We start from the raw sequence: 26,519 nt of genomic DNA, 5'->3' as shown, positions 1-26,519 counted from the left end.
TATAAGTGATTTTATTAAAAAGATAAAAGTATATATAGCTATCTACTATAGCAATACCAATTATTGGGTATTCTGATGATCCATACATTAATATTAGATACTCATAGAATGAATATTCATTAATTTCTTGTGCCAACAAAAATTAATCAACCTCCAAAAAAGAAAGTAATTACATCATACATAAGTAGGTTTAAATATATAAAATAAATTTTAATACGTTTGTCTTTGGTTACTATTTAGTCATTAAAAATTATAAAACTTGATGGAATAGTTCATATGCTAAAAAATGCTATATTCCATTGTCTAAGTTTTTGTTTTTATGGATTTCAAACTCAAAATCTTCAGGTTTATTGATTTCCTTACTATTATAAACCAGCGTCCATTCCATTTCATTAGTTAACACATAAAATCTGGCAAGCTCACTAATCAGTCTGTTTTTGGCATTCAATATGAGTTGTGACGCTTTTACCTTTTCCAACAAAGACTTAGTGATATTATCTTGAATGGTGTTATAATCTTTCTCAGTAAAAGCATTTAAAAGTCCTGGACTAACATCTTGATATTCCAGATTAGGATTAATATTTATTTCTGGTTCTGGTATGTAATGAATAAACAGCGTTTTTCTTTTATCGTCAAGCTCGTAATTAATTTCCTTTAAATTATATGAAATGGCAACCTTAGCATTTGCTACCACTAAAGCTTTCTTTTCAGATTTTAAAAAAGAAGACCCAAATAGTTCTCTGGAATTGGAATATTTATAAACTTCAACAAAGTCACCCTCTGTAACGATTAGTTTAGATACTTTCCTCAACTCTTGTTGAAGCAGCATTGAACTTTCTTTCAACACAGATTTTTCATTACCATTAACCTTAGAGTTATAAATTGATATGGCTACTAAAGCCAATATGATTCCAAAAAGAACCCTTTTCATAATTTTAATAGTAATTATTCATATATATCGATCCCATTTTCTTCTAATAAAAGTATAATGTTGTCAATTTTGTTAGCAAAGTTAATACCTTGATATTCTTCATTAAGGCCAGCTACTAGCATGCCAATAACTTCCTCTGTTTCTTCTAATATTAATGGGCCTCCACTATTACCAGGCCAAGATTCAACATCAAGCTGAAACAACTCGACTCCTTTAATATTATCATTGCTAATGGCACCCGATGTTGTTGACAATAAGCCTCCTGGGTATCCAATAAGAATGACCTGTGAACGTGTAGTAACTCCTGCGGATTCCCCAATAGTTAAATATGGGTAATCCTCCGGTACTGAAGATGGACTTACCAATTCTAAAACAGCGACATCTTTCAGGTAATATTCTGGTTCGGGATCATTCGATGGATCGATCCAAACAACTTTGGCGGTTGCTGAAAATTGTGGTTCCGATTTTTCGAATATTAAATCGACCGTATCCCCTACATTCTTATTTTTCACGACATGCTTTGCTGTCAATAATTTGGTAGGACTTATTAAAAAGGCGGTCCCAGTTCCTGTTCCCGTATTCACCAAGGCTACAGACTTCTCCAATGCCTGATTAAATTTAGACTGACTTTCAACTAATCCAAAATGAAAGATGAGATACACAAGTATTGGCAAGAAACTTATGAGTATAAAAAAGGTACTTGCTAGCTTACCTTTTTTATTGAGTTTCTTTCTATTTTCGTTTTTCTCATTTTCTGTATTTCCAAGAAGTATCATCTTATTTTTGTTTTTGATTAACATCCATAATTTCCATAAACTCTTCTTCATTCATGTAAGGGTTTCTTAAAATGTTCCATGTTTCATGCCCTATTCCCTTAGTTTTTGAATAACGTTCCTTTTCCAATTCGTATACATGCTTAATGTCTCCTATATTTTTAATATGTTTTAATGGATTGAAGGAATCTCCATTAGACATATAACCTTGTTCTACATAGAATATGACAATATTGCTAATTTCCTCGTTTAGCCAAATACCATCTTCATCCTCTACGTATGAGTTTAAATAAGAAATTTCAGTATCATTTTGCAGCGCATTAAATACTTTATCTATTTGACTTTTATCCTTGCCTATTACTAACCTTGGTATGCCTTTTCCCTCTACAAAATCTGTTTTGTTATCATTATTAACCATAATGAGCGGTGTTTTTGCAATAAGTGCCATTTTGCCACTTTCTTTAGGGTTGCTATTAATATACTCGGCAATATCCATATCTTCAAAACATGCCAACCTAATAACATCTGATTCAAATTTTGTGATACAGTCTCTAAATAAAGTGGTATGAAGTTTATCTGTAGATGTATTAATATAATCCCATAAAGAAGCTTCTTCTATAATCGTTTTTTTAGATGTTATGTTTTTTCCCGTCTGCGTGAAATAGCGTGTTTTTGCTGAATCATATGTTCTATGGAATGCTTCTGGAGAGCTACCATCTTTATAGACCCTAAGTATAGGGATGGTGGTATCTTTTAATTCTGATTCTATATCATTGTACCTAGATTGCAATGTTTTGTTTTTCTTGTTGGAATTATTGTTCCTGTCTTGAGAATCGATAACATGACTAATGTTTTTAATCAATTGATCAATCTTGGGTATTTTAGGAAGCGTTATGTTTCCATCGAATGTTTTTAGAGGATCTGTCTCATCTGTAATATTCTTTTTCAATCGCCATACCCTTTCTGCCATTAAATGAATCTTCATCAAATCGAATGTCGTTTTTAAACGATCTCGAACCACGGCATTTTGTTCGCCAATCATTTTATACCTTGATTTAAGAATCCATTTTATTTGTTTTTCCAGAAGGTTTTCCCATTTTTCTGGTTTGGGGTGTATTCCCAGGGTTTCCCAATATTCTCTATTGTCTTTTATAGCATCACTAATAGCCGATAACTGAATTTTTGATATTTGCAGGTTCTCTGTACGATCTATTGTGGTACTTATTAACTCGTGGATTCTTTGTATCAATTCATCTTCGGCAAGCTGTAAATTATTTTTGACAGCTGTATAATAATTATTATCTCCATAAGAACTGAACCACCGCTTAATAAAATGATACGCAGATTGTTCCGTGTACTCTTTTTTATTAATTTGCTCAGCCTTTATTTTTAAATCTGAAAGTACCCTATTCTCACCATCAACAATGGTAGCATCCAAAGTATCGAACGCATTTTTAAGTGTTCTCTCGAAATGAGTTATAGTATCACTAACAATACGTTGTCTTACGGCTTTTATTTGATTTTTATTGCTTTTATTATAATAAGCTATCGGGTCTATCCACCTATTAAGGAGATTAATACTTAGATCTACTCCCAATAATTCTTCTAATTGCCTTTTAGGGTATTGAACCGCGGCAATACCAAAAGAACCATACTTGTCTATAAAGGCACTCCCTTTACTATCTACTAATCTTCTGTCTCTTTTTTCCCTTAATCCAAAAATGTTTAAAAACATCCATAAGCCAGCAATTTTATACAAACCACTTAAGCTTTTTACTTGTGCTATACCATCATTTCGGTCCTGTGAAATGAAATGAGAAATTTCGAAAGGAAGGTCATTGATTTTGGTTGTGGTAGAGTCTGGCCAACTCATGTGATATTCCTGTTCTGGCTGATTGAATTTTTCTAATGAGCATAGAGAGGATAGTGTATTGCAATACAAAATATTATCCTTGCCCATATAGTCCCTACCTGGGGTTAAAAACAAACCATAAACATCTTCCAATCCTTGAATATGCTTCTTGATCATGTAAGCGATATCGATAAAGACTCCAGAACCTGTACCTCCTGTTAAGGAACCTGTTATAAATACCGCAGGTCTTGTATTATCACTATCTACTTGTGTATGATTGTTAATTTTATTGAATGCACTATTAATAGCTTCCTTTACTGTATTGAAATTAGGATAACTCCATAAGGCTACCCTTCCAAAAGCTGGCATCCCTCCTGCTCCTTTTCCAGCATCTTTGATATAATTTGGATCGGGTATCCAATGGCTTTCCGACTCTGGTAACTGATCCTTTAAATTATTGATTTTTGTTTCTTTATCACTTAAATCCAAATAAACACGTTTAATTTCATTCTTCAGTACTGTGGTTGAAGGAAAACTACTTTCATCGGTTTCTAAATATAAGTACTCTACATTCCCAGGTTTGTTTTTACCTGTATGCTCAAAATAAAATTTTTGAGTCTCTTCTAAAACACGCAATCCGCTTGTTCCTATGCCTATTAATAATGTTGGTTTTGCCATGTCCTATTTTTTTAAAAGTGAATAATATTTTGAATAACTGTATATAAAAGTTATAACTATAAGCAAGTATATAAGCAACTGTGCACTTATGTCTGCATAGAATGTTAAGATTCCCCATGTAAATTCGTGGATTCCGTTTACTTTTATAAAATAAAACCAGTATACATTGAAAAGTACAAACAAGAGGAAAAGTGCCCATAAAAATTGAAGACGCAGAAATATATCTTTATGTAATTTAGTTTTCTTCTGTGTAAATTTTACCAGAGCAAAAAAGATTGCCCATAATACAAATGCTGTGATACCAATAAGTATTAAGGATTTAATTAGAAAACTTATCCAATTATCTATACCTATTTCCAATAATGATTTAAATTGTTCCATGCGATTATTTTTATTTTTTACCAGTCTTCGTCTTGTGATGTTGTATCTGTATTCGATGGAGGCGATTTTTCTTCGCGTTCTGCCCAATCGCTTCTTTCCTTATTTGTATTTTCTTTCCTTCCCGCTATTAAATATTTATATGCAAAATACCCGCCTACCCCAAGTAAAAGCAATAATAAAATGACTCCAAAACCTCCACTATCTCCACTTTCTCCTTTTACAGTTATGTACTGTGCTTTTGAGTTGGCCCCTTTTGTAGAAACATTAATTTTGTAGGTTGCTGGCTCTAGTTTTAAAGATTGAAATGTTTTGTTTTTTACACTATAATTTTTCGTTTTTTTGGTTTTGAGGTTATGCGCTCTTAGTGTATATTTTGGTAGACTATCGCACCCAATACACGTCCATGAAACACGTATATTCGATGAAGCCATTGTAAAAGGTGTTTTCCTAGTTCCTTTGGGAGAGATGATGCGTAACGATTTCTTATCTGTATTTGTTGGTGTTATGGTAACCTTCTTACCATTTTTAAAAATATCTATCTTACTTATATCTATCTTTTTTACTGTTACGGTAAATCTACTAGCTGTTGTATGTTTAAATCTGGCAACAACCTCACCTACCGAGCCTGTTTCGTACTCATCGACCATACTAAGGTCTTCTTTGTCCAATAGCCTTGAATTAGGGTCATCGGCCATGCCCTGAATCCTGATGATGTAATACTCCAGGATCTGATTATTATAGGCAATGTTGCAGACTTTCGCTTCGGCATAATCTCCCCAGGTATCATTGTCGTTATAAGAAAAAGGAAACTTGTAGTATTTATTAAAATCTGAAGGATAATTACCAACTAGGTTAATTTGAAATTTGTTCGTACTACTAATTTCTCCAAATGGCATGACCATTAAAAAGTCGTCTACTCCAATTAAAGGTTTACCCTTGCCCTTAATAATAGCTTCAATTTCGGGGCTAGTAAAAACACCTGTTTTTTTCCAGTTAGGGAATTTATTGGATGCATAAGATGCCGTGATTATAGATTTTGTAAAGGCTATAGCATCCTGTCGCTGCGAAAGCGTAATAGGCGAATTATCTTTTTGCACATTTTTTGATAAGTCGACCATCACGAAAACACTTTGTGTTTTACTTTGACTATATATGCTTGAAAAGCATAAAATAATAAGGGTTATACTTAAATATAATGTTCTCATATCTAATATTTTTTAGGTTTAATAAATAACACTATTAGCATTCCCAATGCACAAAAAACAGCAAGCCAAACAGGGAAGTAATAATCTTTTGTAATTCCTGCTAAAATTTCCTGAACTGCTGCGGCATAGCTATCTATATCCATACCTTCATAAACAGCGTAGTTACATGCATCTGCTTTATCAAAAAAAGCGTTATTGGCGCCTTGAAGATTAATAATATTTATATTGTCCTGATAGAAATTATTGAATTGGGGAATTTCACATAAAAAGGTACTTATTTCACTTTCAAAATAACTGTCCTCACCATCAGTTACTAATACAAAAATGTTATTGGTATAGTGCTCGTTTTGTATATGTTCTAACGTAAAGAGGTAATTAGACCAAATGGTTTCCAATAATGGCGTTCCTTCTGTAAATTCAATACCGTTTAATGCATTGATTGCATCATGTTTATTTGTAAAGTATTGATGCATACCATCTAGCTGCTGACTATTTCTAGTCCTTATAAGGTCATTAAAATTTCCGCTAGGGCTATTTTCAGTAAACCAGCTTAGAATAATATCGGTGTCATTATTTATATTCTGAAAAGACTTTCTTAAAATCTCCTGTCCGTTACCTATATGAACATCCATGCTAGAACTTGTATCTAGTAAGAACGACACCAAGTTCTTATCCATTTTTATTGGCAAAAACAGCAACAAAAAACCAAAAGCAGGAATGAAAGACCATAATTTTATTTTTTTGAATCGCTGTAAAGCTGCTTTATTTTTACCTTTTAAATCTTGTCTTGTCGCTGGGCAATTTATATTTTGTAATATGCTTTCTCTTTTAAATCCGTTTGCTAATCTTTTATAGCTTATTATTTGAACAACGATGCAAACAACAATACTAAGTAAGTGTATCAATTTTTCTGTATCACTTTGGTAAACATCTGTTTTTAACCAGTGGTACATAAACCAGATTACCAATAAAAGCTCCACAGCAATACTGTACATAATAATATGTATTAGTATTTTAAACTCTCTAGTTACTATAATACTCTCCTTAATGAATTTAGAAACTGTGAAACTTAACAGCCAAATGCCAATTAACACTGTTGGTACAAGCCACCATTGTTGGGACTCGGAAACAGTATCCATATAATTTCCAAAGGCTTCAAATAATAAGATTAAGTATTCTTCCATACTATTTTTCTATAACTAATGTTTCTATCTCTTTATCTTTCAGTTTCATTCCATAGGTTATAATCTCCTTAATGTCACCCATCTGTAATGTTACCGAGCTTAGGTCGTACGACACTTTTTCTTGTGTGGCTTTTATATTCGAATACGTTTGAAAATTTGAAAAGAGAGTCACATGATCTATATGAATGCCAAATAACTGTTTCATTTTACTTATTAAATCCGTTTTATGTTTTGCTGCTGTATTTGTAGAAAAATCGTTTCCGGCATCAGTGATTTTTGAAGTATTACTGAGCTCTTCCAGTATAATTAAAAGCGCATTTATTTTTGAAATGATAACCTCGTTAACAACAATCCATTCCATACCTTTTAACTTATCAGGGTCTGATGTTTTGTTTTCTATCTTATGAATTAGGTCTTTATCTACTACTAGCCCATCATTATTTTTGAGGGTTTCTAAAATGGTATCCCACTTGTTAAACTCACTTCGCGTATTATTTTTAAGATACTTCGCCAAGACTATAGACTGAAACTTTTTTACTGCTTGGTTTGTTTCTGAGCCTATACTTTCTATAAGTTGATTTTCAATATGTTTTATATGATTAAAAAAAGGCACCAGCTTATCAATCAGGGTATGGTGATTCTCTATAAAGAGACCTTGTTTTTCGAAACGTTCTATTTTTGGAGTTAATAGCTCAAACTTTTCTTGATTTTTTTTATTTGTTTCATTTAGATTTAAAACTTCTCTATTTAATCCTACTTTTTCTTTTTCAAGATCTTGCTTTTCTGATTTTAAGAGCTGCAATTGCTCTCTTAAAGACTTAGTTTCATGGTTATCATTAGAATTTATCTCTCTTCTAAGCTTTTCTATTTTTCGTTCTATTTCTTTTTGGCTTTCTTCTACCTTTTGGGTTATACTTTTTGTAACTTCTTTAAGGGATTTTGGAGAGGTTTTATCTACTCTGCTTATTGCTTTATTATTAGTCTCAAAACTATTGTGATACTCTGATCTATCGGTACGATGAGAACCAGGATTCGATTCATTATTATCTTTATTTTTTTGCTTGTCTTTTCCAAAAAGCGTTTTTCTAAACCATATTAATAATGTTACCAATATTCCAAATACTATTATAATAATTATATGCCATATGTTTAATGAATTTAAAAAAGATTTGCCCTCCTCTTTAACCGTTTCTTTATTGGCTATTCCATTTATGATATTAAATTGAAGTTTTACACTCCCTGTAGATTGGGTTATAAGATATTTTCCATCACCCAGATTAAGCTTAGTACCTTCAATAGACTCTGCATCCCATTTATATAAAATACCTTTATCTTTTCCATAAAGTACCTTCGTCGGTCCTTCTTCTATTAATATAATATGTTCTTCGAATGCGTTGGTATCATATACAGGTGGAATGTCCTCAATAATATTTTTATCGACATAGGCTGTAGTATAACCAGGAATGACAATACGTATATAAGGGTTAGAAAACTTTTCAGTTGATTTGTAGAAGTAAACCAGTCCAGATGCATCGTAAGGATAACTATTTATAGCTACTTTACCCTTTTTCTTTAGTCTAATTAATTTTTCTAAATAGTTGGCTACTTTAATTTCCTTTTTGTCTTCTATAACAAGCTCATCATGATTAAAATTGAATAGATAACCTTCATAAAGCTTCCCGTCATTCATAAAAACTTTTTGTCTCTTAATAAGTTTTTGAATTATTATGGTTTCTGAAAGTGTTTTAGGAATCGTATCAAATGTTTTCATATCATTACCGTTTCCCAAAACAAGTTTTGTCTTGTTAGGTAATGTATGTATAAGGTTTTTCCGTTCTAATATCTCTCCTTCAAACACTAGAAAACTTTTATCAACGCCATCTAACTTCTTTAAACCTTCTTGTTGTACTTGAGCGTATTTTTGCTGTCCAATACTAAATTGGATAAAAAAAAGTGCAACAATTGTATATCTTATTGTACCTACCATTCTAAATTTGGTTTAGAGTTATTCGATTTATTTTCTTTGATATTTTTTTGATGGCTATCATCATAATCCTTCTCATTGTATATATCTAAAACACCTATGAGAAAAAGTATTATTAGCAGAACAAACAATAAAAGAATTAAGATCTTGATCCAAAAAGGAATTGTTTTTTCGAATGTAATTGGTATGAAATATGATGCTCCATTATCCCTATCAACTATTCGAATAGTAGGAGACAGTACATGTTTGGGTATTCTTCCTTGGAATTTAAATTTTATAAAATCTCCATTTTCAATCTCTATTTCAAAGGAGCCTTGCCCTTGTTTGATTTTTCCCTTATCTTTTTTTTCAATTCCTTCTAAATTAGATTTAATTAATTCTAGGGATATTTTTGGATATAATTTAAGAATAGGCGGTTCGAAAGGGATACCAACGCTGTAATTTCCATCAGGAATCTTAAGCAGAAAACTACTTTTGGTTATACTATTTGCATAATGGTATTTAAATGCCAATGCTTCATCGACCTCATAACTTGGAAAAATAAAATCTGTTACCAAGGACTGCTCATTACTTAACAAGTTTAATATGGTATGATCAGTTCTATTAACACCTAAATTATCCTCAAAATAGCACTTTTCTGATATGTATATACTCCCTTCTTTATCACTGCTCTTTTTGCCTTCTTTAGGTTCTGCTTTAGTGTTTTTCTCAAGTTCAACTCTATTTATATTAATTGGAAGGTTAGATAATTGCTGAAGCTTAACATTAATTATTTGTTTCAGGTAATCACGATTTTGTTGAATTTCTGAAATTGAATAATCAAAATCACTAATTATGGTGACTATAAGACGTGCATTTTTTTTCTTATAATAGTTTTCCAGATACTCCATTAATTTCACAAAATCTGTCCAAGAGCTTTCCTTTTCAAGTTCTAAAGAAGCATTTCCCTTATTAAAATATTTTATTAGGTTTTTAATATTAGTTTCATCTATTTCTCTAGGGTTATCTTCTGGAAAAATAATTTCGGTATTATTTCCAATTGTCCATATTGAAAAGACATTATTTATTTTTTCAGAAGGTTTTTTTAGTTTTAATAAAACATCCAAGATGTAAAGTTTTGCTACATCTAATGAAGATACTGGTGCTTTATACTTATTAGGACTAATCGTGATTTCCTCTTCTAATTTTTTAATAGTTTTATTACATAAACTCAAAACTCTTTTATTCGGTTCAAGTTTTCTATATGATTTGCTTATATCAATGACGAAGATATAGTGGTTACCTGCTTCATCATGAATGGGTTTTATATTAGATTCAGATAAATCATAAATATTACTCGTATTAAAGTCTAGTATTTTTGAAAGATTGGTTTCAGTAAATTGAATGATAACAGTAACTATCACAGTTAATAAACTGAACATCGAAAAAGCTCCTTTCAAATACTTATTTTTCAATATTTTATCAATAAATCTCATATATTTAATGATGTTTATTTACTTTACAATCCACGTATAATGCTTGTCATTGGCATCACCAACCTCATGATCCTCTACGAGTGTAGAAAACTTTTTTTCTTTTTTTGCGCCTTTTTCTTTTACCTCACAAACAATATCATCGTTCTCCCATAATTCCAGACCAACACCTTCTGTTTTTGAATCGATACGTACCTGTTTTAGTAAATTATATTTGTGCTTTTCTCCTTTTCTAAAAGAGGCAATAGGATCTGTTCCCATAATCTGGTAAAAGTTTACCATACCACCATCTAGCCCGAAATCACTTTCTACCTTAGTCCTTTTTTTTATATGTTTTAGGCCCTCTCCATTTTCTGTAAATGAGGCGCCTAAAGGAATTAATTTTATCAGGTTGAAATCATGAGCACTTAAACTATGTTTTACTCCAAACCAACTATTTACCCTGACGGAATTTAATTCAACCCTGCTTCTATTCATTCCATATAAACAAGCCCCTTTGGCCACAGCACTTTTTAACTCATCAATAGACAGACTGTGCACTTCTGGTATGCTGCTTTGTCCTAAGGCTTTTAGTACTGTTTTTTGAATTTCTGGAAAAACAACACTACGACCAGAAAAAATCACTTGGTCTACATCTTCAGGACACAAGCTCATAATATCCTTAACTACGGTTTGTACATTATTAAATAATAAGCCCTGAACCTCATCATCTTTAAAGAATGGGTATGAACCATCTTCTTCCTGACGTGTAAATGCCTGCATAACCTCTTCTTCCCCACTAATTGACACTGAAGTTTCAAAGGCTTTATTAATAAAACTTCCCAGTTTTATATTGTCTATCAACACATCGCTACCTTCATTATAGTTATCTATGATTTCGCACTTGATACTAAAAGCCAAATCAACTAACCGCTCTTTTAATTGTGGATCATTATGAAAATTAAATGGGTCGACATATACGCCCAGGCTATTAAGGTATTTACCTAAGAAATTGATGATGACATAATCTATAGTATCGCCCCCAATACCATAACCCAACTTACCTATGATATCGATCTTATAAAAAATGCCATCACCTATATTCTGTCCTTTTATGGAGGCTATGGTGGCATTTATAGTAGCACCTCCCATATCAAAGAGTAAAACAGTTGTATTCTTAGTAATCTTTTTTACACCAAATAAATAATACATCAGGTTTGCCTCGGCCTCATAAATGCATCGAATTTCATCAAACTGATTTAGAGCATCTACACTATCTATAATATCCTGAATTTTTTGTGCTGTAAAATTGTTTGGAATGGCTACTATAGCCCTTTTAGGCTCAAACGCTCCGTTTATTAACAATTCTTTTTTGTTGGCTCTGGTAACTGCTGTTTCCAACTCTCTATAAATACCTTTTGCAAGCAATGAGCAAAGCTCTTTTCCATCGACTTGGTATGAAACTACTGGGTTCTCTGTAAAGTCAAGTTGGATTTTATCTGCAAAACCAAGTAGTTTTTTAATAGACCTAAAGGTAGCTGGCGCATATTGCTTTCTACTGCTATTGGTCTTGGCAAGCGTCCCGTAAAAATATTTTTTATCCTTGTATGGCAAGGCATCGCGCAATTCATTATTATCTGCACCTTTTAGAAAAGTAAGCATTGAAGGTATAATGAGATCTTCCCCTGTATTTGTTGTGGGGATAAACACTTCTGGATGCCCATCTGCGCCAGCAGCAATGCATGAACCCGATGTTCCTGGATCAATACCAACCCATGTATTTCCTAATTCTGGACCTATATAAAAGCTATATTTCAAAAAATCGCTTCTTAATGATTTAGAGAAGAACAAAAAGGATTTTTCATAAAAGGCTTCTAGTACAAACTCAAATTTAATACGCTTATTTACTTTTAATAATGCATCTACTTTTTCAATATCTAGATTGAAATCAAAATCACCATGTTTCGAGTACCTCACTTTTAAAGCATCATGATTTCCAGAAATGCTGTCGCTATCACTTCTTAGACGAATTTCATACCCTGGCGCACTTTTTTCTTGTATAATTTTAATATACACTTGGTTTCTCCATAAACCTCTTAAAATTGAGCTTCCTAAATTCACGGCACCTTGCAGAACAAAAACCTGGCTTTTCTTATTTGTACCCCATCTTAGATAAGGTATTAATTGTCGCCCCCAATTGGTTCCCTCTACGTTTTTTTTATAATTGATTTCTTCAAAAGAATCGTTTAGAACAGTGCCCATTCTTAAAGTCAACTCCTTTGGTTTTCCTACAATTATTAAAATGATTAATATGAGTAGTACTAAAGCTATTGGTAAGAGATAAGTGATCATGATGATCGATAATTTAGATTTATATTGTATGTCTTGCAGTGCCAGGTTTCTTGTCGTTTGAAACGTATAATTAATTTTTTGCTTAGAAGTTTTTAATGGCTTATACCCTACATTGGCCATGTAAGTCAATGCTACTTTTCCTAGTTTTTCTTTTTTTAGGGGTATTTTTTTTAGTATAGGTATGGTATAACTCATGGAGCTACTGTCCAAATTCATGAGTGTATTTCTTCTTGTATATGCCGACTCCCATTCACGACTCATATTCACCGAACCTACTTGAAAATCAAAATCCAAAGGTTTTATAGAGTCTATGTTTGTTTTAACAGAAAGTGATAACGCATCTATATATATTTTGTCGTTATGTATAAAGCGAAGTTGAGATGGTGATAAATTATAATCACTCCCTTTATGACTTATTTGCTTTAACCCAATATTTCCATCTATAAACATGCTAATATCTTCTGGACGCTCTTTTCCTGCTTTGGGTTTTATTTTATAGGCCATGAGCCCCACATTATTCTTTTTGGTTCCAAAAGCATATTCAAAATAATCTATAGGATAAAAAGCGCTTGACAGATCATTAATGTATTCCTTTATAATATTGGGAGCTGTCCCCTTAGAAAGGGCATAATCATAAGAATAACGGTATATATCTTTAAGCCTTAAAAAGTCGTTCTTATTACCAAATTGAGACCCCGTAAGAAAGTCGCTAACAATAATCAATATATACTCGGTAGCATAATACGAACTCTTTATGTTATCTAAAACTAATGGATATACATAATTGGAAAGGGTTACGCCTTCACCAAAACCCTGTTTTGGAACCTTATAAAATAAGGTGTTAAAATATTGTTCAATATGAGGTCTGGTACTGTACTCGGTCCATTTAAACTGTTTATCTTCTATAAATTTTTCGTTAAAATTATTAATGATCAAATCTTTATTGCCAGAATACTTATCTGGTCTAAGCAATGCTATTTCTTGCTCCGTAATTCCAAATTGATAATAGGATATCTCATCATGTTCTGGGTCAAAAAAGCGAATGCCATTCTGAATTTCGGAAGTCAGGTTTTTAGAATTCTCATTAATTGTGGAATGAGGAATTTTATTTTGAAACAATGTTATTAATGCTTCTTTGGATTCTAAGATTGGTTTTGATTTTGAGACAAAAGCTCCTGAGACATCTATAGCTATTAAATAGTGTCTTCGTATGTTATTTTTTGCTTTTGCAGAATCAAGTCCTTTAATAAAACTTGCTTCTTTTAACACAGGATCATTAGCTTCACCTTCATCATGAGGGATCAAAAACAATAAAAATGAAAAAAATAAAACCAATATTTTCATAGTATCTGACTCTGGGATTTATAGTTTGACACCAACAATTTTTAATATCTCTTCTCGCTTACTTTTTGGAATCGGTAAAACAGTATGCTCCTTCAAAAACAATTGGTTGTTTTCAATCTTGTGAGCCATATCAAGGTTTACGATATATGACCTACTAAGCCGGTAAAACATGTCATATTTTGAGAGGTATTGCTTGTAAAAATCTTTGAGTGAAGATTTAATGACATACAGCCTCTTTTCGCATAAATGAATTTTAAGGTAATGGTCTGCTGCCTGTATATGGATGATATCTTCAAATTCCAGGCTTTCGAAAACACCTCTTTTAACTGAAATCCAAATCTTGTGTGATTGGTATTCTTGATAAGGTTTTTCAGAAATATTTAATTTTGTAAAAAAGTTAACAACCCAATTAATAAAATTATAATAGCTTATTGAGTCTTGATTAGAAACAAATAGTTTTGTGGTCATAAAATGTATATCCAAGTGTGAAAATTCGCATTTACGACCTAAATTTGACTTATATAAAACAGCTACGCAAAATTAATCCGTCAAAACAATAAACGGATTCGTGAAAAGGTAAATTGAGTACGTGAAGTATTTTTGTATTTTCTAGTTATGAAGACCTATAAGTTTGAATAATGTTTTCAATTGATCTTCAGGTATTTTTATGTAAAGTTTCTTATTCAATTCAGGATAAACGATGCGTCTGCCATCAATATTGTTTATATGATCTAAATTAACAATATAGCTTCTACTCAATTTATAAAAATTAGGATAATAACGTAATGTTTCATCAAAAATCTGTTTTTCAAGTGTTGCCCTTTTTTTCAGAATGTCACCATTTATCATATTGAATTCGCAGATTTTATCTTTGGCTTCAACAAATACAATATCTTTAATTGTAATACCCGTATAATTAGATGTTCCTTCTTTGATCCAATATGTATCTCGATGTCTTGGTTTATAAGATATTTTGTCTTTAAAAGGTTCTAATGACTTAAAGGTTATTTGATCTTTTATTTTAAGCAAAGCTCTTTTTATTGCTTCGCTATCAAACGGTTTGCTTATATAATTGCAATTTTGAATCGTTCTTGTTTGTTCAATTATTTTATCGTCAGATATCCCGGATATATATAAAATTGGAATATTGTGTAATAATTCAATGGTTTCCCCTATATGTACGCCTGCATAGCGATCATCCTGTAGTTGAATATCAAGGATCGCCATATCGAATGTCTCTTCTTTTACATGCCCAATAGCTTCTTTATAATAAGCGTTAGGCCCTAATATTTGTACCTGTTTTCCAAATACATTATATATATGGCCTATTATATTTTTAGCTTGAACTAAATCATCTTCAACTATGAGTACTTTCATATATCTATATATTGATTTTTAATTGTCATATGTAATCCTTGATGCGTAAAACAATCCTATAGTTTAACAAAAAATTGAAATACATTATAATCTGTTTCTCTTTTTATGTCTATGCAACTTCCTAGTTTTTTTATAAACCCTTTTATGATTTTCCACCCCAATCCATTTGAAGATTCCAATTGTTCTTTAGAAAGCTTATTTCCATTATCACTATAAGCAATAGCTAGTATATTATCATCTTTAGTTTCCACCTTTACTTTTATCTTTAAGGCTCTATTAGTTTTAAAAGCATGTTTCATAGAATTTGTCATTAATTCCCTAATAATAAAAGTCAATTTAGAAGCCATTTCTCCATTTAGTATTACTGGTTCTAGCTCTTTTTCTATAATCACGCCATGCTTATCCATATTCATGGCTTGATATTTTTCTTCAAGTATTTTATTTAAGTGACTTTTTATATTTACTTTTTGCCCTGGCCGGTTATATAACATATCATCAACTGCAATAGACGCATAGAGCATATTCTCTATAGAATCCGCGCCGTCAAATTCTAATTTTTGTAATTCTTGTATCACCTGTGTATAGTCGTTATGTTTTCCATGCCTAATATCGGTATTAAGCAAATCCAGATCTTCATTTAACTTGAGTATTTTTCTTCGTTGCCTATACAAGAGTATCGATAAAATAGAAACAACTATAAAAAAGCCAAACAATAGCCATAACACTCTCAGCCAGTTTTTTGCTATTTTTTCCTGATGATCTGCACGTTCTTTCTGCTTAATATTTTCATTTTCTTTTTGGTTTAATTCAAATTGATTCCATGTTTCTAAAACATTTACTTTCTGCGTATTAAACAAACTATCGTTTAACACTGCCCAATTTTCTAATTTATCATAGGCCAATTTATAGCTCGACAATTGATAATAATAATTTGCCCAATTTTTCAAATTATCAAGCTCGATGGTTTTATCATAATTTTGCTGAAAAAATGATTCTGCTATTTTTAAATATGGCAAAGCCTCTTTTCTCTTGTCCATATCGAGATATAATCTCGCTAAAGCATTAGCCGTCACGGCACTATTTCTCAGGTCTTTTATCTTAACCCTTATTTTATAAGCTTCTTTTAAATTTTCTTCTGAAAGTAAATAGTTCTTCTGAAATCGATAAATAACTCCAACATTATGAAAGCTATAAGCGATGTCTTCCTGATTTTTTAAATTTTTTTTTATTCCCAAAGAAGATTTATGATAAAACAATGCCTCATCATAATCACCCATGGCCGCATTGACATTTCCAATATTATTATACACCAAAGCCAACTTAGCAGGTTTACTTATTTGTAAATATCGTGCTAGACTTTTCTCATAATGTTTTAGTGCTAATGCATACCTTTCCTGGTCATTATATAAATTTCCAAGTGAATTATGTATCGCAGCTACTGTTTCTTCAGATTCGGTATATTGTGCAAGTTCTAAAGAACGTGTATAATATTTAATACTTTGCACATGGTTTCCTTCATAATTATAGGTAATTCCTATATTTCTTAACCTGCCAATTAAAGGAAGGGTATCTTTTCTAATACTATCTAAAAAAAATGCTTTTTTATAATAGATTCTGGCAGAATCAAACTTTCCTATTTTCCTATAAGATAAGCCAACATCATTAAAAGATTTAGCAATGCCTAGAGTATCAGATTTTACCGTAAAAGCATTAGCCGCAAGCTTATAAAAATAAATAGCATGATTAAATTTTTCCTTGTAATAGCAAGAGTCGCCTAATGCATATAGGTTATCTCCATAAAAAGAATCCAAATGTGCAGTATCCACTTCCAATCTATCTTGATGACTACACCGAATGCATGTAAAAACCACAATAAAAAGCACCGCATAATTAAATGCTTTTAAGCTTAATTTTATCATAAAATGGATCTCTTAATGTAACAGACAGCTAATCTATTAAAAAACAAACACTTAATATATTCATTATACAATTATTCATTTATAATCGAAAAAAAGATGCTTCTTTCGAAGCACCTTTATTTAAAAAAATCAGTTACAATTTCCTTTACAGTCATCTTCTTGATTATTACCATTTATTGGTAAGGAATCGGTGGCCTCAATTGGCGATTCGTTTAAATCGTCAACCTCAGTACAACTTGTACAAAAAGAAATGCCCAATAAAATAAAACAATAAACTACAACATTTTTCATAAAAATAAATTTTTATGTATTGCGTTACAGTTTGGTATACCGTCCGCATCATCAAACTATTGTGCACTTTCAATGAATTGGAAAACCGGCAGCTAATACTGGTTATATGTGGCATATGCCACGCATTATTTATGTAAATAAGTTTTTTATTATTATCGATAGCAAGCATGTCAAATATGGTATGGGCTATATATCGCCTTAATAATGTTGGATCAGCATTTAAATTCTGCATTTTTCCCTCTTTAATAAATTCCATTTTTTGCATTTTACGTATCTTTAATTTTTTTAAAACTTCTAATAAACAACTATAATTGATCAGGTTATATGTGTTTATCTAAGCCAAAAGTATCATCAAAGATTTTTTGTTTGTGTCGACCGCTAAACGGTTTCTACCGACAGACTTCAAAGCCGCATAAAATCTCTTAAAACATCTATTAAACAAGGAGTTTTGACGTAAAAACATTTTTTTAAATATTATTTATTTTTTTGGTCAGTTCGAGGTATAAATGGTATTTAAGGAGACTTTTATTGTTTCAAATACCAGCAATCAAAGGTTTAATTAATTTTCAATAAAAGTTTACGGTAAAGCATAAAACTGCAGTGTTCACGACCTTAAAAAGTGTTTTCACGTAATACTTTACTCATTTTTTAAATATTCATCTATTTTCGTCGAAATCTTTTCAATAAATCAATAATGAACGTTACTGGGGAAACTAATCTTGAAGTTTTTTTAGAATTAATTCAACTTGTTATTAAAAAAAGTGGTATTCGAAAGCCTTTAAATGAATTTAAAGGCCACGAACAAAACACATTAGCAGATAAAATTAAGTCCATTTTAAATCCAAATGGAGATATTTACCCCATAAGCGCCAACGCCATTAGGGACTATAGGTTTATGAGTGATCCTGATAATTGGAAATACCCTTTCAGTGTTTCAGAAGGAAAATTAGATGTTCTTTGCCAATACATAGAAGAAGTAAGCTGGAAGCGTTTTGTAAGCGACCGTATAGACGGCGTTATAGCAGATTTTAATGATTCTTTCTACAGATCCGATAACATTTTTCCCCTTATTTATGAGAAAGCATCAGAAATTAATAACATGATCATTCAAGGAGAAAAACTCCTAAAGCAAAACAATAATTCTGTTGAAATACTTTTCAATATTGGGGTTGGTCTTTTGTTCAAAGGTTATTTTAAAAAGGCTGAAAATCTGTTTAATAAGTGCTGCGATTTAGAATCACACAATTCTAAACTCCATTTTTTTAAATCCTTAAGCCTTTTAGATGGCAAAAGGCCATTTAGACATAAAAAAATAAGAATTGATGGTATTATAGAACATCTTAACAAATCCATTCAATTCAATTCTGAAGGTATAACTTACTATTCGGAGTTACTTCATTTAATATATCAAGATTTTCATCAAAGAATTGGCTATTCATATCAAAGAATACGGCTAACAAAACACTCCCCTCAATTAGAATGGTTACAATTTTTAGAAATATGTACAGGAATACCTTATAAAGAAATAGAGAAAACACTCATATGAAAAATCTAACACCTAACGGAAAAAAAATTCTTAACTACTATTCAAAATCTGTTCTTAAATCAAAAATAAAAGATGAAGAATATGATAACCTTATTAAAGAGTCTTTACAAGGCCTATACGACATATCATTAAAAATGGTTGATCTGGATCCAGGGGATTGCATATCAAGATCTGTGATGATACAAGGCCCCCCAAACTTTAAAAGGCTTAATGGGCTAGAATTTAAAATAAAAAAAGGCAAAGATAATTTATTAAGGTTTTTACCTCTTGGTATTACTATTTATAATTTCACAGACCACTCACTTACCGCTTATCAATGCATGTTCGACCCTACCACAAGTAATGCACTTAATGAAGCTACTTATGAATACTTCTACAATGATATTGTTTCCTTTGAAACCGTTACAGAATCTGGTTCCTTAATAGACAATGATTGGAAAGATAAAATCATAAAAAAAATACCTGTCTTAAAATCGGTTATCGACACAGGGAAAATAATTCAGTATGATGATACTCAAAAGTTTGTCCTTACAACAAAAGGAGGCACCAGACTTTCCGTTACATTAACTGAGGCCATTTTAAAGGAAGCTACAGATGGAGGTGATGTATTTTCTCTTTCGGAAGCCCATAAATCTATTAGTGTGGTAAGACGTATTGTTAGGGATAAAAAAAGTTATACCCATGAATAAATCGAGCTTTATTTAAAACCGAAATAATTTGCTAAACCCAGAAGTCTACCAACACTATTTACAACGTATATCATACATAAAAAGAAATAAAAACTCCTATTAAATATTTAGAAAACGTTCTAGTAAAACTTATTATTTGAATTAATTAATCCATTATTCAAACTCTTATAAATTAAAAAGACTCAAGTAGCTGTATACCAGAGTCTTTTTAATAGGAGTATTCTAATTATAGAAAACAGTGTATTGATTTATATCTTCAACTATTTTTTATACATCTTAATAGCAGTTTTATAGTCTGTATAATGAATATATTTTTTGTTTTCCATCCATAAAACGACTTCTTCATCCCCTTTTTTCATATTCCTTGGAATAAACGGGCGAACATTATCCTTCTTAGAATTTATAGTAATTGGACTTCTATCAACAATGTTTCCATTTGTGTCTAATCTGTATTTTACAATTTCAAATACGTCTTTTATTTTTTCTGAAGTATAAATAATATTCGTATTTAAGGGATTAATAGTCATCCCTCCAGAATAATTAGGCTCTTCTTCTATTTTCTTTTTTAAAGTCTGAGGAAACCATTTTCCTGAATCACATATTCTGGTATCTATCCACTTACTCCCATCATACCTAGTATAATGATAAACATGATGCTTGTCGTTAGGATATCGTGTGTAGAGTATGACAGGATACCCCTTTTCGTCAGATGCCATATCATATATCCAACTTTTTCCTTTTTCTTTATCTGCCTGGTACACTACCGAAGCATCTTTGGGTTCAAAAGGCAACGCATCTATTGTGCAAATTTTAGAACCATCGACTCTCCAAAATGCGCCCTTTTCATAATAAGCATAGTACACCGAATTGGTAGGCTCATTTCTTGGGTGGCCATCGGTAAAAAGAATGTGTATTTTAGATTTCCCATCAGAATAGTATTTTACATATGGCCTATTTTCTTCATCAAAGGGATAATTGGTTATTAATACCTTCGATTTTGAAAAGGTCTTACCATTATCTGTAGATGTCATAAAATTAGGCTTAAAACCTGTCCAGCGTCCAAAACAAAATAGTTTTCCTGACTCTTCTTCCAAAACATATGGATTCGCATAGGTCGTTCTTTTTAAAGGAAATTTTTTAAGCTCCTCTGCATCGAATGGATCAAAAAGAATAGGGGCTCCAAATAAATCATCTTCGCTATCTACGCTGAAATGGTATCTCACAAAATTATCAAAATGCTTTGTAAAAAAGACCATATTATCACCATTTTCAAACTCTACAAATGAAGGGTTGGCATGATCGTCCTTATCTAATTTTCGGGATAAAATCTGCTCTTTAATGTCTCCATTAGAATTTATTTTAGCAGTAACAATACTACCATTGGTAGTTACCCACCCTGTTAAAACTCCAGGGTCCTTATCATGTGTATATATAGCCCTGGGGTCTGAAAACCAACACCAGGCACCATTATTTGTAACGTTAGAAATAGTCCCGGATAGGTGCTCGGAAGGCTGTTCCTTTAGTTTTTTTGATGACTTACAAGCACATAAAAGAATGCATGCCCAAAGTAGTATAAAAACACGATTATGCTTCATAAAAACTGTTCATTTGATATTTAAACAAACATATAATTGTATCTTAGAAATAAAAATAGATTATTCACTTTAATTAATGGACTATCTTCTTATTTTAAAAAACTAGGAATTTGAAAAAAGACAAGTTTGGAGAAAAAAATTAAGAACTCAAGGACATATTCTTATTTGTTATCCTGAATGCGAAAAAGAGATTGAAATTGAAGGCAAGAAACCATCTCCTTCAAAGGATATCCCCTTAACAATGACTGAGAAAACCCCTGTTTAAAACATGGATTATAATAGTATTCTACCTACACGACTTTTTAGGTACTTTTTAATACTTGTTTCCATATTATTTTTAGTATGATAAGAAATCCAAATGGCACTTGTATTTATATTAAAGCATAAAAGATTTACTAACTTAGCTACACATATAATAGCATTTCATCATGGCAAACAGACTCAAATGTTATATATGGTATGGTAAAAATAAAGAAATGATCAAACAATTAATAACTCTAATAGTAATACTTCCATTAGTAGCATTATTAGGTTGTGGACAAGAAAACAGTAAAATGAACACTGAAGGGACCAAACTTTATCAAGAAAATATAAATTACCCGTATAGCGCATCTGAAAAAAGGAAAGCTATCATACTCAATAATATGAATAAGCTTGAGAAAGGCATGACTAAAAACGAGGTCATTAAGTTAATAACTTATCCTGATGAGGTTAATTTGACTTACGAATTCAAGAACGCTAAACCTGAAAGTGTTATTGGCTTTTCGTTGGTTTATCTATTGCGACGTAATGCAAAATCTGGTAGTACTATTGAAAAGAAAGAACAACTTTTACGGGTTCATTTTGATAATTCTGAAAAACTACTTTGGGCTTATTCAGTAGATATTGATGCATTTAAAGTGATTGAGAAATAAAAATCAGATATCAAAAAACTCATTAAAGGGTTTATTCTAAATATTATTGACATGCTAAATATAACTGAATATGGAAACCGAATTATTAGAAATTTCACCCGTAATGCCTAGTCAAAATATTGATCGTGATGTTGAATGGTATGAAAAATTTGTTGGATTTCAACTTGTACACAAAGATAAAATGTATGCTGTGCTGAGAAGAAAAAATCTTTTCATTCATTTACAATGGCATGCAGATACTATCGATGATCCATTACTTGGAGGTTCTGTTATTAAAATATTTGTGAAGAATATAGAATCCATTTTTAAGGAATTTGTAAAAAGAGGTACTGTAAAGCCTGAAAAATTACAATTAAATACAGATTGGAAAACAAATGAATTTGGTTTTTATGATTTAAACAATAATGCTATTTTTATAGTCGAAGCTATTTAAACGTAGCTTTTCTACAATTACCAGTTACAGAAAAATCTGAACCACTATTAATACAATTGTCAGTAAATTTTTCACTGAATATAGGGAGGTATATGTTCAAGACATATACTAACTTTATGTTGAAACAATAACTATTATTTAAATAAAAATCCATCGATTATGGGCAATTGGGGTATTAAAGCTCTTGAGAGTGATAACGGATTAGATTTTATAGGCTTTTTGGAAGAGTTTTATGCTGAAAAGTTAGAGCTATCGTTAAGTGAAATAATTACTATATTGATAAAAGCAGACTTTTTGAGTGATGATAGAAATAATATTGATTATTTATATGATAACACTGCAATATCATTAGCAGAGCTATTTCTAATGTTTAAAGAAAAAGGAGAACTGGATTATGACAATGAAGACGAGAGGGTTTCTTTACGAAAGAAAACACAATTTAAATCAGATAAAGAATCGATTGAATTTACCCTTCAATATTTAACAGACATTAAAAATGAAAAGCCTGATGAGGATGGAGAAAGAGAATTTGTAGAATTGTGGAAGGAATCGGATTCTTACGATAAATGGCAAGAACATTTGAATGGGTTGATAACTGGTTTAAAACAAAATATAATGTAACACACAGTAAAATAATTACTAACCCGTTTATAAAAAAGAGGCAGTATTCTATTAAAGAATACTGCCTTTTCCATTAACACAAGTAAACAGAATATTCTAACTATTCTGGTATAAAGTTTTTATCTTTTGCTAAGATCCATTTATCAAATTCAAATCCGTCTTCACGCATTGAGAAAGAAACGACATATTCACCAGCTTTTTTAAAATTAAGCGTTATTTTTTGTGGAATGCCACAATGGTTTTCTGGAACACGCTGTGCTGAAGACCAGGTCCATCTGTGTTTTCCTTCGCACCATTGTATACGCGCACCACTTTCTGGCCATTCACCATTAACACCTACATGTAAACCATTATCTTCGGTTCCAGTGGAATATGCCAATGCCCAAACATAATAGGTTCCAGGGTTATTAATTTTAACTTTATAGGATACAATACCTCCAGTACCTGCAACTGGAAAGAAATTTTCTCCTGCTATTAATTTATCATCATGAGTTACTCTAGTATCTGGTAATGCTTCAATATAAGCACCTTTACTAGCTGTGGCAGAGTGATTCTCTATAGTATCTCCCGAAAAAGGAATGTCATCACTGTTAGATCGAACATACCAATCTCTTTTTGTTCCATTATTAGTTTTATTATGGAAGCTTTCTGCTTCTACTTCTAAGATACCATGTTTTTCTACAAACGGCGCAATGTCTTGAAGTGCTTTAGTTACTTCTAAAAAAGCATCTGGTGTTAGAGTTAAAGAGCTCCATCTACCTCTAGACCATGCCGTTTCATTATTTTCAGGGATTTTCCCATTGGTTACTGCCTTAGATAGTACCTCAACAATATCATTTTTGTGAAGATATAAATCCAAATCATGTTTTACCGTTAAAAAAGAAGATTTTGTTGAAGGGTTCACCAATGTGCTTACTTCTTTTCCATTTACTTTTACCTTATAAACAGACTCTCCGTCATTTTCTGCTGTTGTGGTCAATGTTGCTCTATACAGTCCTGTTTCTCCTTTAAAAACTAGTGCTGCACTTGCAAACTTATTTCGTTGGACCTTATTTGATGCATCTATTGATAATGCGCCATTACCTTGATCTACATAATAAACAGCTTCACCTGCTTTATTAATCTCAAAGTCAGACAAGGCTTTTAAAGTTATAATGTCATTATCATCATATTTTTTAGTAGTTGCTATTTTTTTTGTAGTTGTAATTAGAGCCACCCAATCCTTATCATTATTTGGAGGCAATCCTATAGAAGCAGTTCGTCCTCCTTTTATAGTTTTCACACTACCTCTTTGTAAATTTCCTCCAGTTCGGGGGTTGTACCACTTTATAGTAAACTTAGAATTGAAACCGTATAAATTGATTTTCGTTTCGGTAACTTTTGGTAAATAAACCACATAAGTACTACCGTTTTCTGCAAACACATAATCATCAGGGTTGTCCGTTAAACCATCAGCCGATTGCATCTTTGTAAATGGTACATGTTTTTGAAAAAAGTCTAAAGCATGTTTCGTTTGATCCCATAACAGGTCTCTGGAACGCCAGTCTTCACATTTTAAATCGTTATGTGCAAATCTATATCCAAAATACCATTCAACACCTGCGCCTCCAGCCATTAAATTACCCCATAAAACCTGCGCTCTTATTTCGTTATGTTCTGGATCGTCTGCATCAGGTTTTGCTCCAGTATCTGCTGGCCCTATTTCATCTTGACAAACAACCCATCGCTTACCTGCTTTTTTAGAAACATCTACAAACCTAACTATTCTGTCATGTACATTTTTTGGTTTGCTTGTTTGCATAGAAGGCCCATCTAAGTATTCATAACCTAACAAAGGGTCAAGAAATACTTCTTGTGACTTGCTTCCTGCATGTGTATGCAAAACCACTAAGTTTTTATAAGGGTCATGGGTTTTTATATATTTTGCCATGGCCTTTCTATCTTTATCATCTTGTCCCTTAGGGGTCCAATGTAAAGGCCCGTTTTCTTCCCCTAAATTCCAGGTTATTCCCAAGTGATGAGAAAAACGCGCAATAAGTTCTCTATAGTACAGTTTGCGTTGTACTTTTAATTGTCCTATATCTAATAACAATTCATTTTCTGTTTCCTGGGTTACAATATGAAGCATCAAGCCTAACGCATCCATATGATCGAAAACAATCTCCCATTGGTCCAGTTTACTACAATCAAACCTATAACGCTCATTAATGTCATTCCAAGGCCAAACATCCTTGCCATCTCCCTGCACATTCATAGTAAGAAAGTAAACCGCATTCATATCTTCTGAACTCAAATAATTCAAGGCTCCGATAATATTTTTTCCTTTCCCGTTTTTCCAGGTTGGATCACCAACTTTCCAGTCTTTCGCATGAGGCTCATATTTATGGGAAGGAGGCGTTTGGTCGAATTCATAATAACCTAAAAAACTTTCAGGGCTATCTGCTCCACCTTTAAGAAAGTAATCTTTGGTTTCCTGAAATTGAAGATATCCTGTATCTGTATAACTTAAACGTCCCTTTCCTCTGAAATCACGACCTGTTTTATCTGATTTTTCGATTAAGAAGCTACCATTCAGTCCATCAAACTGAACAGCCTCCCCTTCCTTCGGGTCGTCACTTACCGCAATAGCTTTCCCTTTTCTAAAAGACACTTGGTAAGTCCATTCCCCAATAGCATCAGGTACAAACCTCACTTGCCATACGTTTCCGTTATCTGCACTTGTCTCACTTGCATTGCCGTCTGCTGCATAAAACCCTGGTATTACATAAGTTTTATTATTATTCTTAAATGTGACATTTAACCGATAATCTAAAAACGGGTTTTCAGCTCCATTCTCAGCTAATTCTTCTCCTGTAAAACTAAGTGTAACTTTGTGCCATTTCTTTAATTCGCCTTCAATTGACACCTTTGAATTTTGCGAAAAAACAGGTTTAAAAAATAAAAATGATAAACCTATTAAAACAAATATTCTTTTCATTTTATTAATGAATTTAATGTAT

General features: G+C 31.8%; 19 protein-coding genes. 5 read left to right on the top strand and 14 right to left on the bottom strand.

Going from position 1 to position 26,519, the window contains the following annotated elements:
- Nucleotides 1–289: 289 nt before the first annotated feature.
- The 12 genes from HHX25_RS10785 to HHX25_RS10730 form a co-directional block, all read right to left on the bottom strand.
- On the bottom strand, nt 290–931 hold the full coding sequence (locus tag HHX25_RS10785; RefSeq protein ID WP_169673025.1) for a DUF4230 domain-containing protein: 642 nt from the start codon (nt 929–931) through the stop codon (nt 290–292).
- A gap of 14 nt (nt 932–945) precedes the next feature.
- Nucleotides 946–1,707: a trypsin-like serine peptidase gene (locus HHX25_RS10780; protein WP_169673023.1), complete on the bottom strand. Its 762-nt coding sequence runs from the start codon at nt 1,705–1,707 to the stop codon at nt 946–948.
- Nucleotide 1,708: 1 nt separating this feature from the next.
- On the bottom strand, nt 1,709–4,234 hold the full coding sequence (locus tag HHX25_RS10775; RefSeq protein ID WP_169673021.1) for a tubulin-like doman-containing protein: 2,526 nt from the start codon (nt 4,232–4,234) through the stop codon (nt 1,709–1,711).
- Between the two features lie 398 nt (nt 4,235–4,632).
- Entirely contained in the window at nt 4,633–5,820 is a 1,188-nt protein-coding gene (locus HHX25_RS10770) for a hypothetical protein (protein WP_169673019.1), read from the bottom strand.
- 2 nt (nt 5,821–5,822) lie between these two features.
- Nucleotides 5,823–7,004, bottom strand: coding sequence for a hypothetical protein (locus tag HHX25_RS10765; RefSeq protein ID WP_169673017.1), 1,182 nt, complete (start codon nt 7,002–7,004; stop codon nt 5,823–5,825).
- 1 nt (nt 7,005) lies between these two features.
- Nucleotides 7,006–8,991, bottom strand: a complete 1,986-nt coding sequence (locus HHX25_RS10760; protein ID WP_169673016.1) for a hypothetical protein — start codon at nt 8,989–8,991, stop codon at nt 7,006–7,008.
- Complete coding sequence (locus HHX25_RS10755; RefSeq protein WP_169673014.1) at nt 8,985–10,463, bottom strand: hypothetical protein; 1,479 nt, start codon at nt 10,461–10,463, stop codon at nt 8,985–8,987. Before HHX25_RS10755 ends, HHX25_RS10760 begins: the two co-directional genes overlap by 7 nt.
- Before the next feature lie 18 nt (nt 10,464–10,481).
- Complete coding sequence (locus tag HHX25_RS10750; RefSeq protein WP_169673012.1) at nt 10,482–14,135, bottom strand: Hsp70 family protein; 3,654 nt, start codon at nt 14,133–14,135, stop codon at nt 10,482–10,484.
- Nucleotides 14,136–14,153: 18 nt separating this feature from the next.
- Complete coding sequence (locus HHX25_RS10745) at nt 14,154–14,603, bottom strand: LytR/AlgR family response regulator transcription factor (protein ID WP_169673010.1); 450 nt, start codon at nt 14,601–14,603, stop codon at nt 14,154–14,156.
- Nucleotides 14,604–14,744: 141 nt separating this feature from the next.
- Nucleotides 14,745–15,512: a LytR/AlgR family response regulator transcription factor gene (locus HHX25_RS10740; RefSeq protein WP_169673008.1), complete on the bottom strand. Its 768-nt coding sequence runs from the start codon at nt 15,510–15,512 to the stop codon at nt 14,745–14,747.
- A 56-nt stretch (nt 15,513–15,568) separates the two neighbouring features.
- A complete protein-coding gene (locus HHX25_RS10735) occupies nt 15,569–17,431 on the bottom strand; it encodes a tetratricopeptide repeat protein (RefSeq protein WP_169673006.1) in 1,863 nt (620 codons plus the stop codon).
- Nucleotides 17,432–17,560: 129 nt separating this feature from the next.
- Nucleotides 17,561–17,722 (bottom strand): hypothetical protein, encoded by a 162-nt coding sequence (locus tag HHX25_RS10730; RefSeq protein WP_169673004.1) that lies wholly within the window; start codon nt 17,720–17,722, stop codon nt 17,561–17,563.
- Between the two features lie 694 nt (nt 17,723–18,416).
- Here HHX25_RS10730 and HHX25_RS10725 point away from each other — a divergent pair.
- Both HHX25_RS10725 and HHX25_RS10720 read left to right on the top strand, forming a co-directional pair.
- On the top strand, nt 18,417–19,268 hold the full coding sequence (locus tag HHX25_RS10725) for a hypothetical protein (RefSeq protein WP_169673002.1): 852 nt from the start codon (nt 18,417–18,419) through the stop codon (nt 19,266–19,268).
- The gene (locus HHX25_RS10720) at nt 19,265–19,957 is read left to right on the top strand and encodes a hypothetical protein (RefSeq protein ID WP_169673001.1); all 693 of its coding nucleotides are present in this window, start codon (nt 19,265–19,267) and stop codon (nt 19,955–19,957) included. The genes HHX25_RS10725 and HHX25_RS10720 overlap by 4 nt, the downstream gene beginning before the upstream one ends.
- Nucleotides 19,958–20,217: 260 nt before the next feature.
- Here HHX25_RS10720 and HHX25_RS10715 read toward each other — a convergent pair whose 3' ends face one another.
- On the bottom strand, nt 20,218–21,552 hold the full coding sequence (locus HHX25_RS10715) for a BNR-4 repeat-containing protein (RefSeq protein ID WP_169672999.1): 1,335 nt from the start codon (nt 21,550–21,552) through the stop codon (nt 20,218–20,220).
- A 428-nt stretch (nt 21,553–21,980) separates the two neighbouring features.
- On the opposite strand from HHX25_RS10715, the gene HHX25_RS10710 reads away from it, so the two are divergent.
- From HHX25_RS10710 to HHX25_RS10700, 3 genes are all read left to right on the top strand, one after another.
- Complete coding sequence (locus HHX25_RS10710) at nt 21,981–22,466, top strand: hypothetical protein (RefSeq protein ID WP_169672997.1); 486 nt, start codon at nt 21,981–21,983, stop codon at nt 22,464–22,466.
- A 70-nt stretch (nt 22,467–22,536) separates the two neighbouring features.
- Nucleotides 22,537–22,899, top strand: coding sequence for a VOC family protein (locus HHX25_RS10705; protein ID WP_169672995.1), 363 nt, complete (start codon nt 22,537–22,539; stop codon nt 22,897–22,899).
- Between the two features lie 159 nt (nt 22,900–23,058).
- Nucleotides 23,059–23,520: a DUF4259 domain-containing protein gene (locus HHX25_RS10700; protein ID WP_169672993.1), complete on the top strand. Its 462-nt coding sequence runs from the start codon at nt 23,059–23,061 to the stop codon at nt 23,518–23,520.
- 100 nt (nt 23,521–23,620) lie between these two features.
- Here the strand turns inward: HHX25_RS10700 and HHX25_RS10695 are convergent, their stop codons facing one another.
- Complete coding sequence (locus tag HHX25_RS10695) at nt 23,621–26,497, bottom strand: DUF5060 domain-containing protein (RefSeq protein ID WP_169672991.1); 2,877 nt, start codon at nt 26,495–26,497, stop codon at nt 23,621–23,623.
- Between the last annotated feature and the right edge of the window lie 22 nt (nt 26,498–26,519).

Source organism: Flavivirga algicola, assembly GCF_012910715.1.
GTDB classification, from domain to species: Bacteria; Bacteroidota; Bacteroidia; order Flavobacteriales; family Flavobacteriaceae; genus Flavivirga; species Flavivirga algicola.
Note: the sequence above shows the minus strand (reverse complement) of the source record. Positions and strands in the feature narration are given on the sequence as shown.

Bases quoted from the DNA above. Each gene is read 5' to 3' on its own strand.
- HHX25_RS10785 (WP_169673025.1), bottom strand. From the start codon at position 931: ATGAAAAGGGTTCTTTTTGGAATCATATTGGCTTTAGTAGCCATATCA.
- HHX25_RS10780 (WP_169673023.1), bottom strand. From the start codon at position 1,707: ATGATACTTCTTGGAAATACAGAAAATGAGAAAAACGAAAATAGAAAG.
- HHX25_RS10775 (WP_169673021.1), bottom strand. From the start codon at position 4,234: ATGGCAAAACCAACATTATTAATAGGCATAGGAACAAGCGGATTGCGT.
- HHX25_RS10770 (WP_169673019.1), bottom strand. From the start codon at position 5,820: ATGAGAACATTATATTTAAGTATAACCCTTATTATTTTATGCTTTTCA.
- HHX25_RS10765 (WP_169673017.1), bottom strand. From the start codon at position 7,004: ATGGAAGAATACTTAATCTTATTATTTGAAGCCTTTGGAAATTATATG.
- HHX25_RS10760 (WP_169673016.1), bottom strand. From the start codon at position 8,991: ATGGTAGGTACAATAAGATATACAATTGTTGCACTTTTTTTTATCCAA.
- HHX25_RS10755 (WP_169673014.1), bottom strand. From the start codon at position 10,463: ATGAGATTTATTGATAAAATATTGAAAAATAAGTATTTGAAAGGAGCT.
- HHX25_RS10750 (WP_169673012.1), bottom strand. From the start codon at position 14,135: ATGAAAATATTGGTTTTATTTTTTTCATTTTTATTGTTTTTGATCCCT.
- HHX25_RS10745 (WP_169673010.1), bottom strand. From the start codon at position 14,603: ATGACCACAAAACTATTTGTTTCTAATCAAGACTCAATAAGCTATTAT.
- HHX25_RS10740 (WP_169673008.1), bottom strand. From the start codon at position 15,512: ATGAAAGTACTCATAGTTGAAGATGATTTAGTTCAAGCTAAAAATATA.
- HHX25_RS10735 (WP_169673006.1), bottom strand. From the start codon at position 17,431: ATGATAAAATTAAGCTTAAAAGCATTTAATTATGCGGTGCTTTTTATT.
- HHX25_RS10730 (WP_169673004.1), bottom strand. From the start codon at position 17,722: ATGAAAAATGTTGTAGTTTATTGTTTTATTTTATTGGGCATTTCTTTT.
- HHX25_RS10725 (WP_169673002.1), top strand. From the start codon at position 18,417: ATGAACGTTACTGGGGAAACTAATCTTGAAGTTTTTTTAGAATTAATT.
- HHX25_RS10720 (WP_169673001.1), top strand. From the start codon at position 19,265: ATGAAAAATCTAACACCTAACGGAAAAAAAATTCTTAACTACTATTCA.
- HHX25_RS10715 (WP_169672999.1), bottom strand. From the start codon at position 21,552: ATGAAGCATAATCGTGTTTTTATACTACTTTGGGCATGCATTCTTTTA.
- HHX25_RS10710 (WP_169672997.1), top strand. From the start codon at position 21,981: ATGGCAAACAGACTCAAATGTTATATATGGTATGGTAAAAATAAAGAA.
- HHX25_RS10705 (WP_169672995.1), top strand. From the start codon at position 22,537: ATGGAAACCGAATTATTAGAAATTTCACCCGTAATGCCTAGTCAAAAT.
- HHX25_RS10700 (WP_169672993.1), top strand. From the start codon at position 23,059: ATGGGCAATTGGGGTATTAAAGCTCTTGAGAGTGATAACGGATTAGAT.
- HHX25_RS10695 (WP_169672991.1), bottom strand. From the start codon at position 26,497: ATGAAAAGAATATTTGTTTTAATAGGTTTATCATTTTTATTTTTTAAA.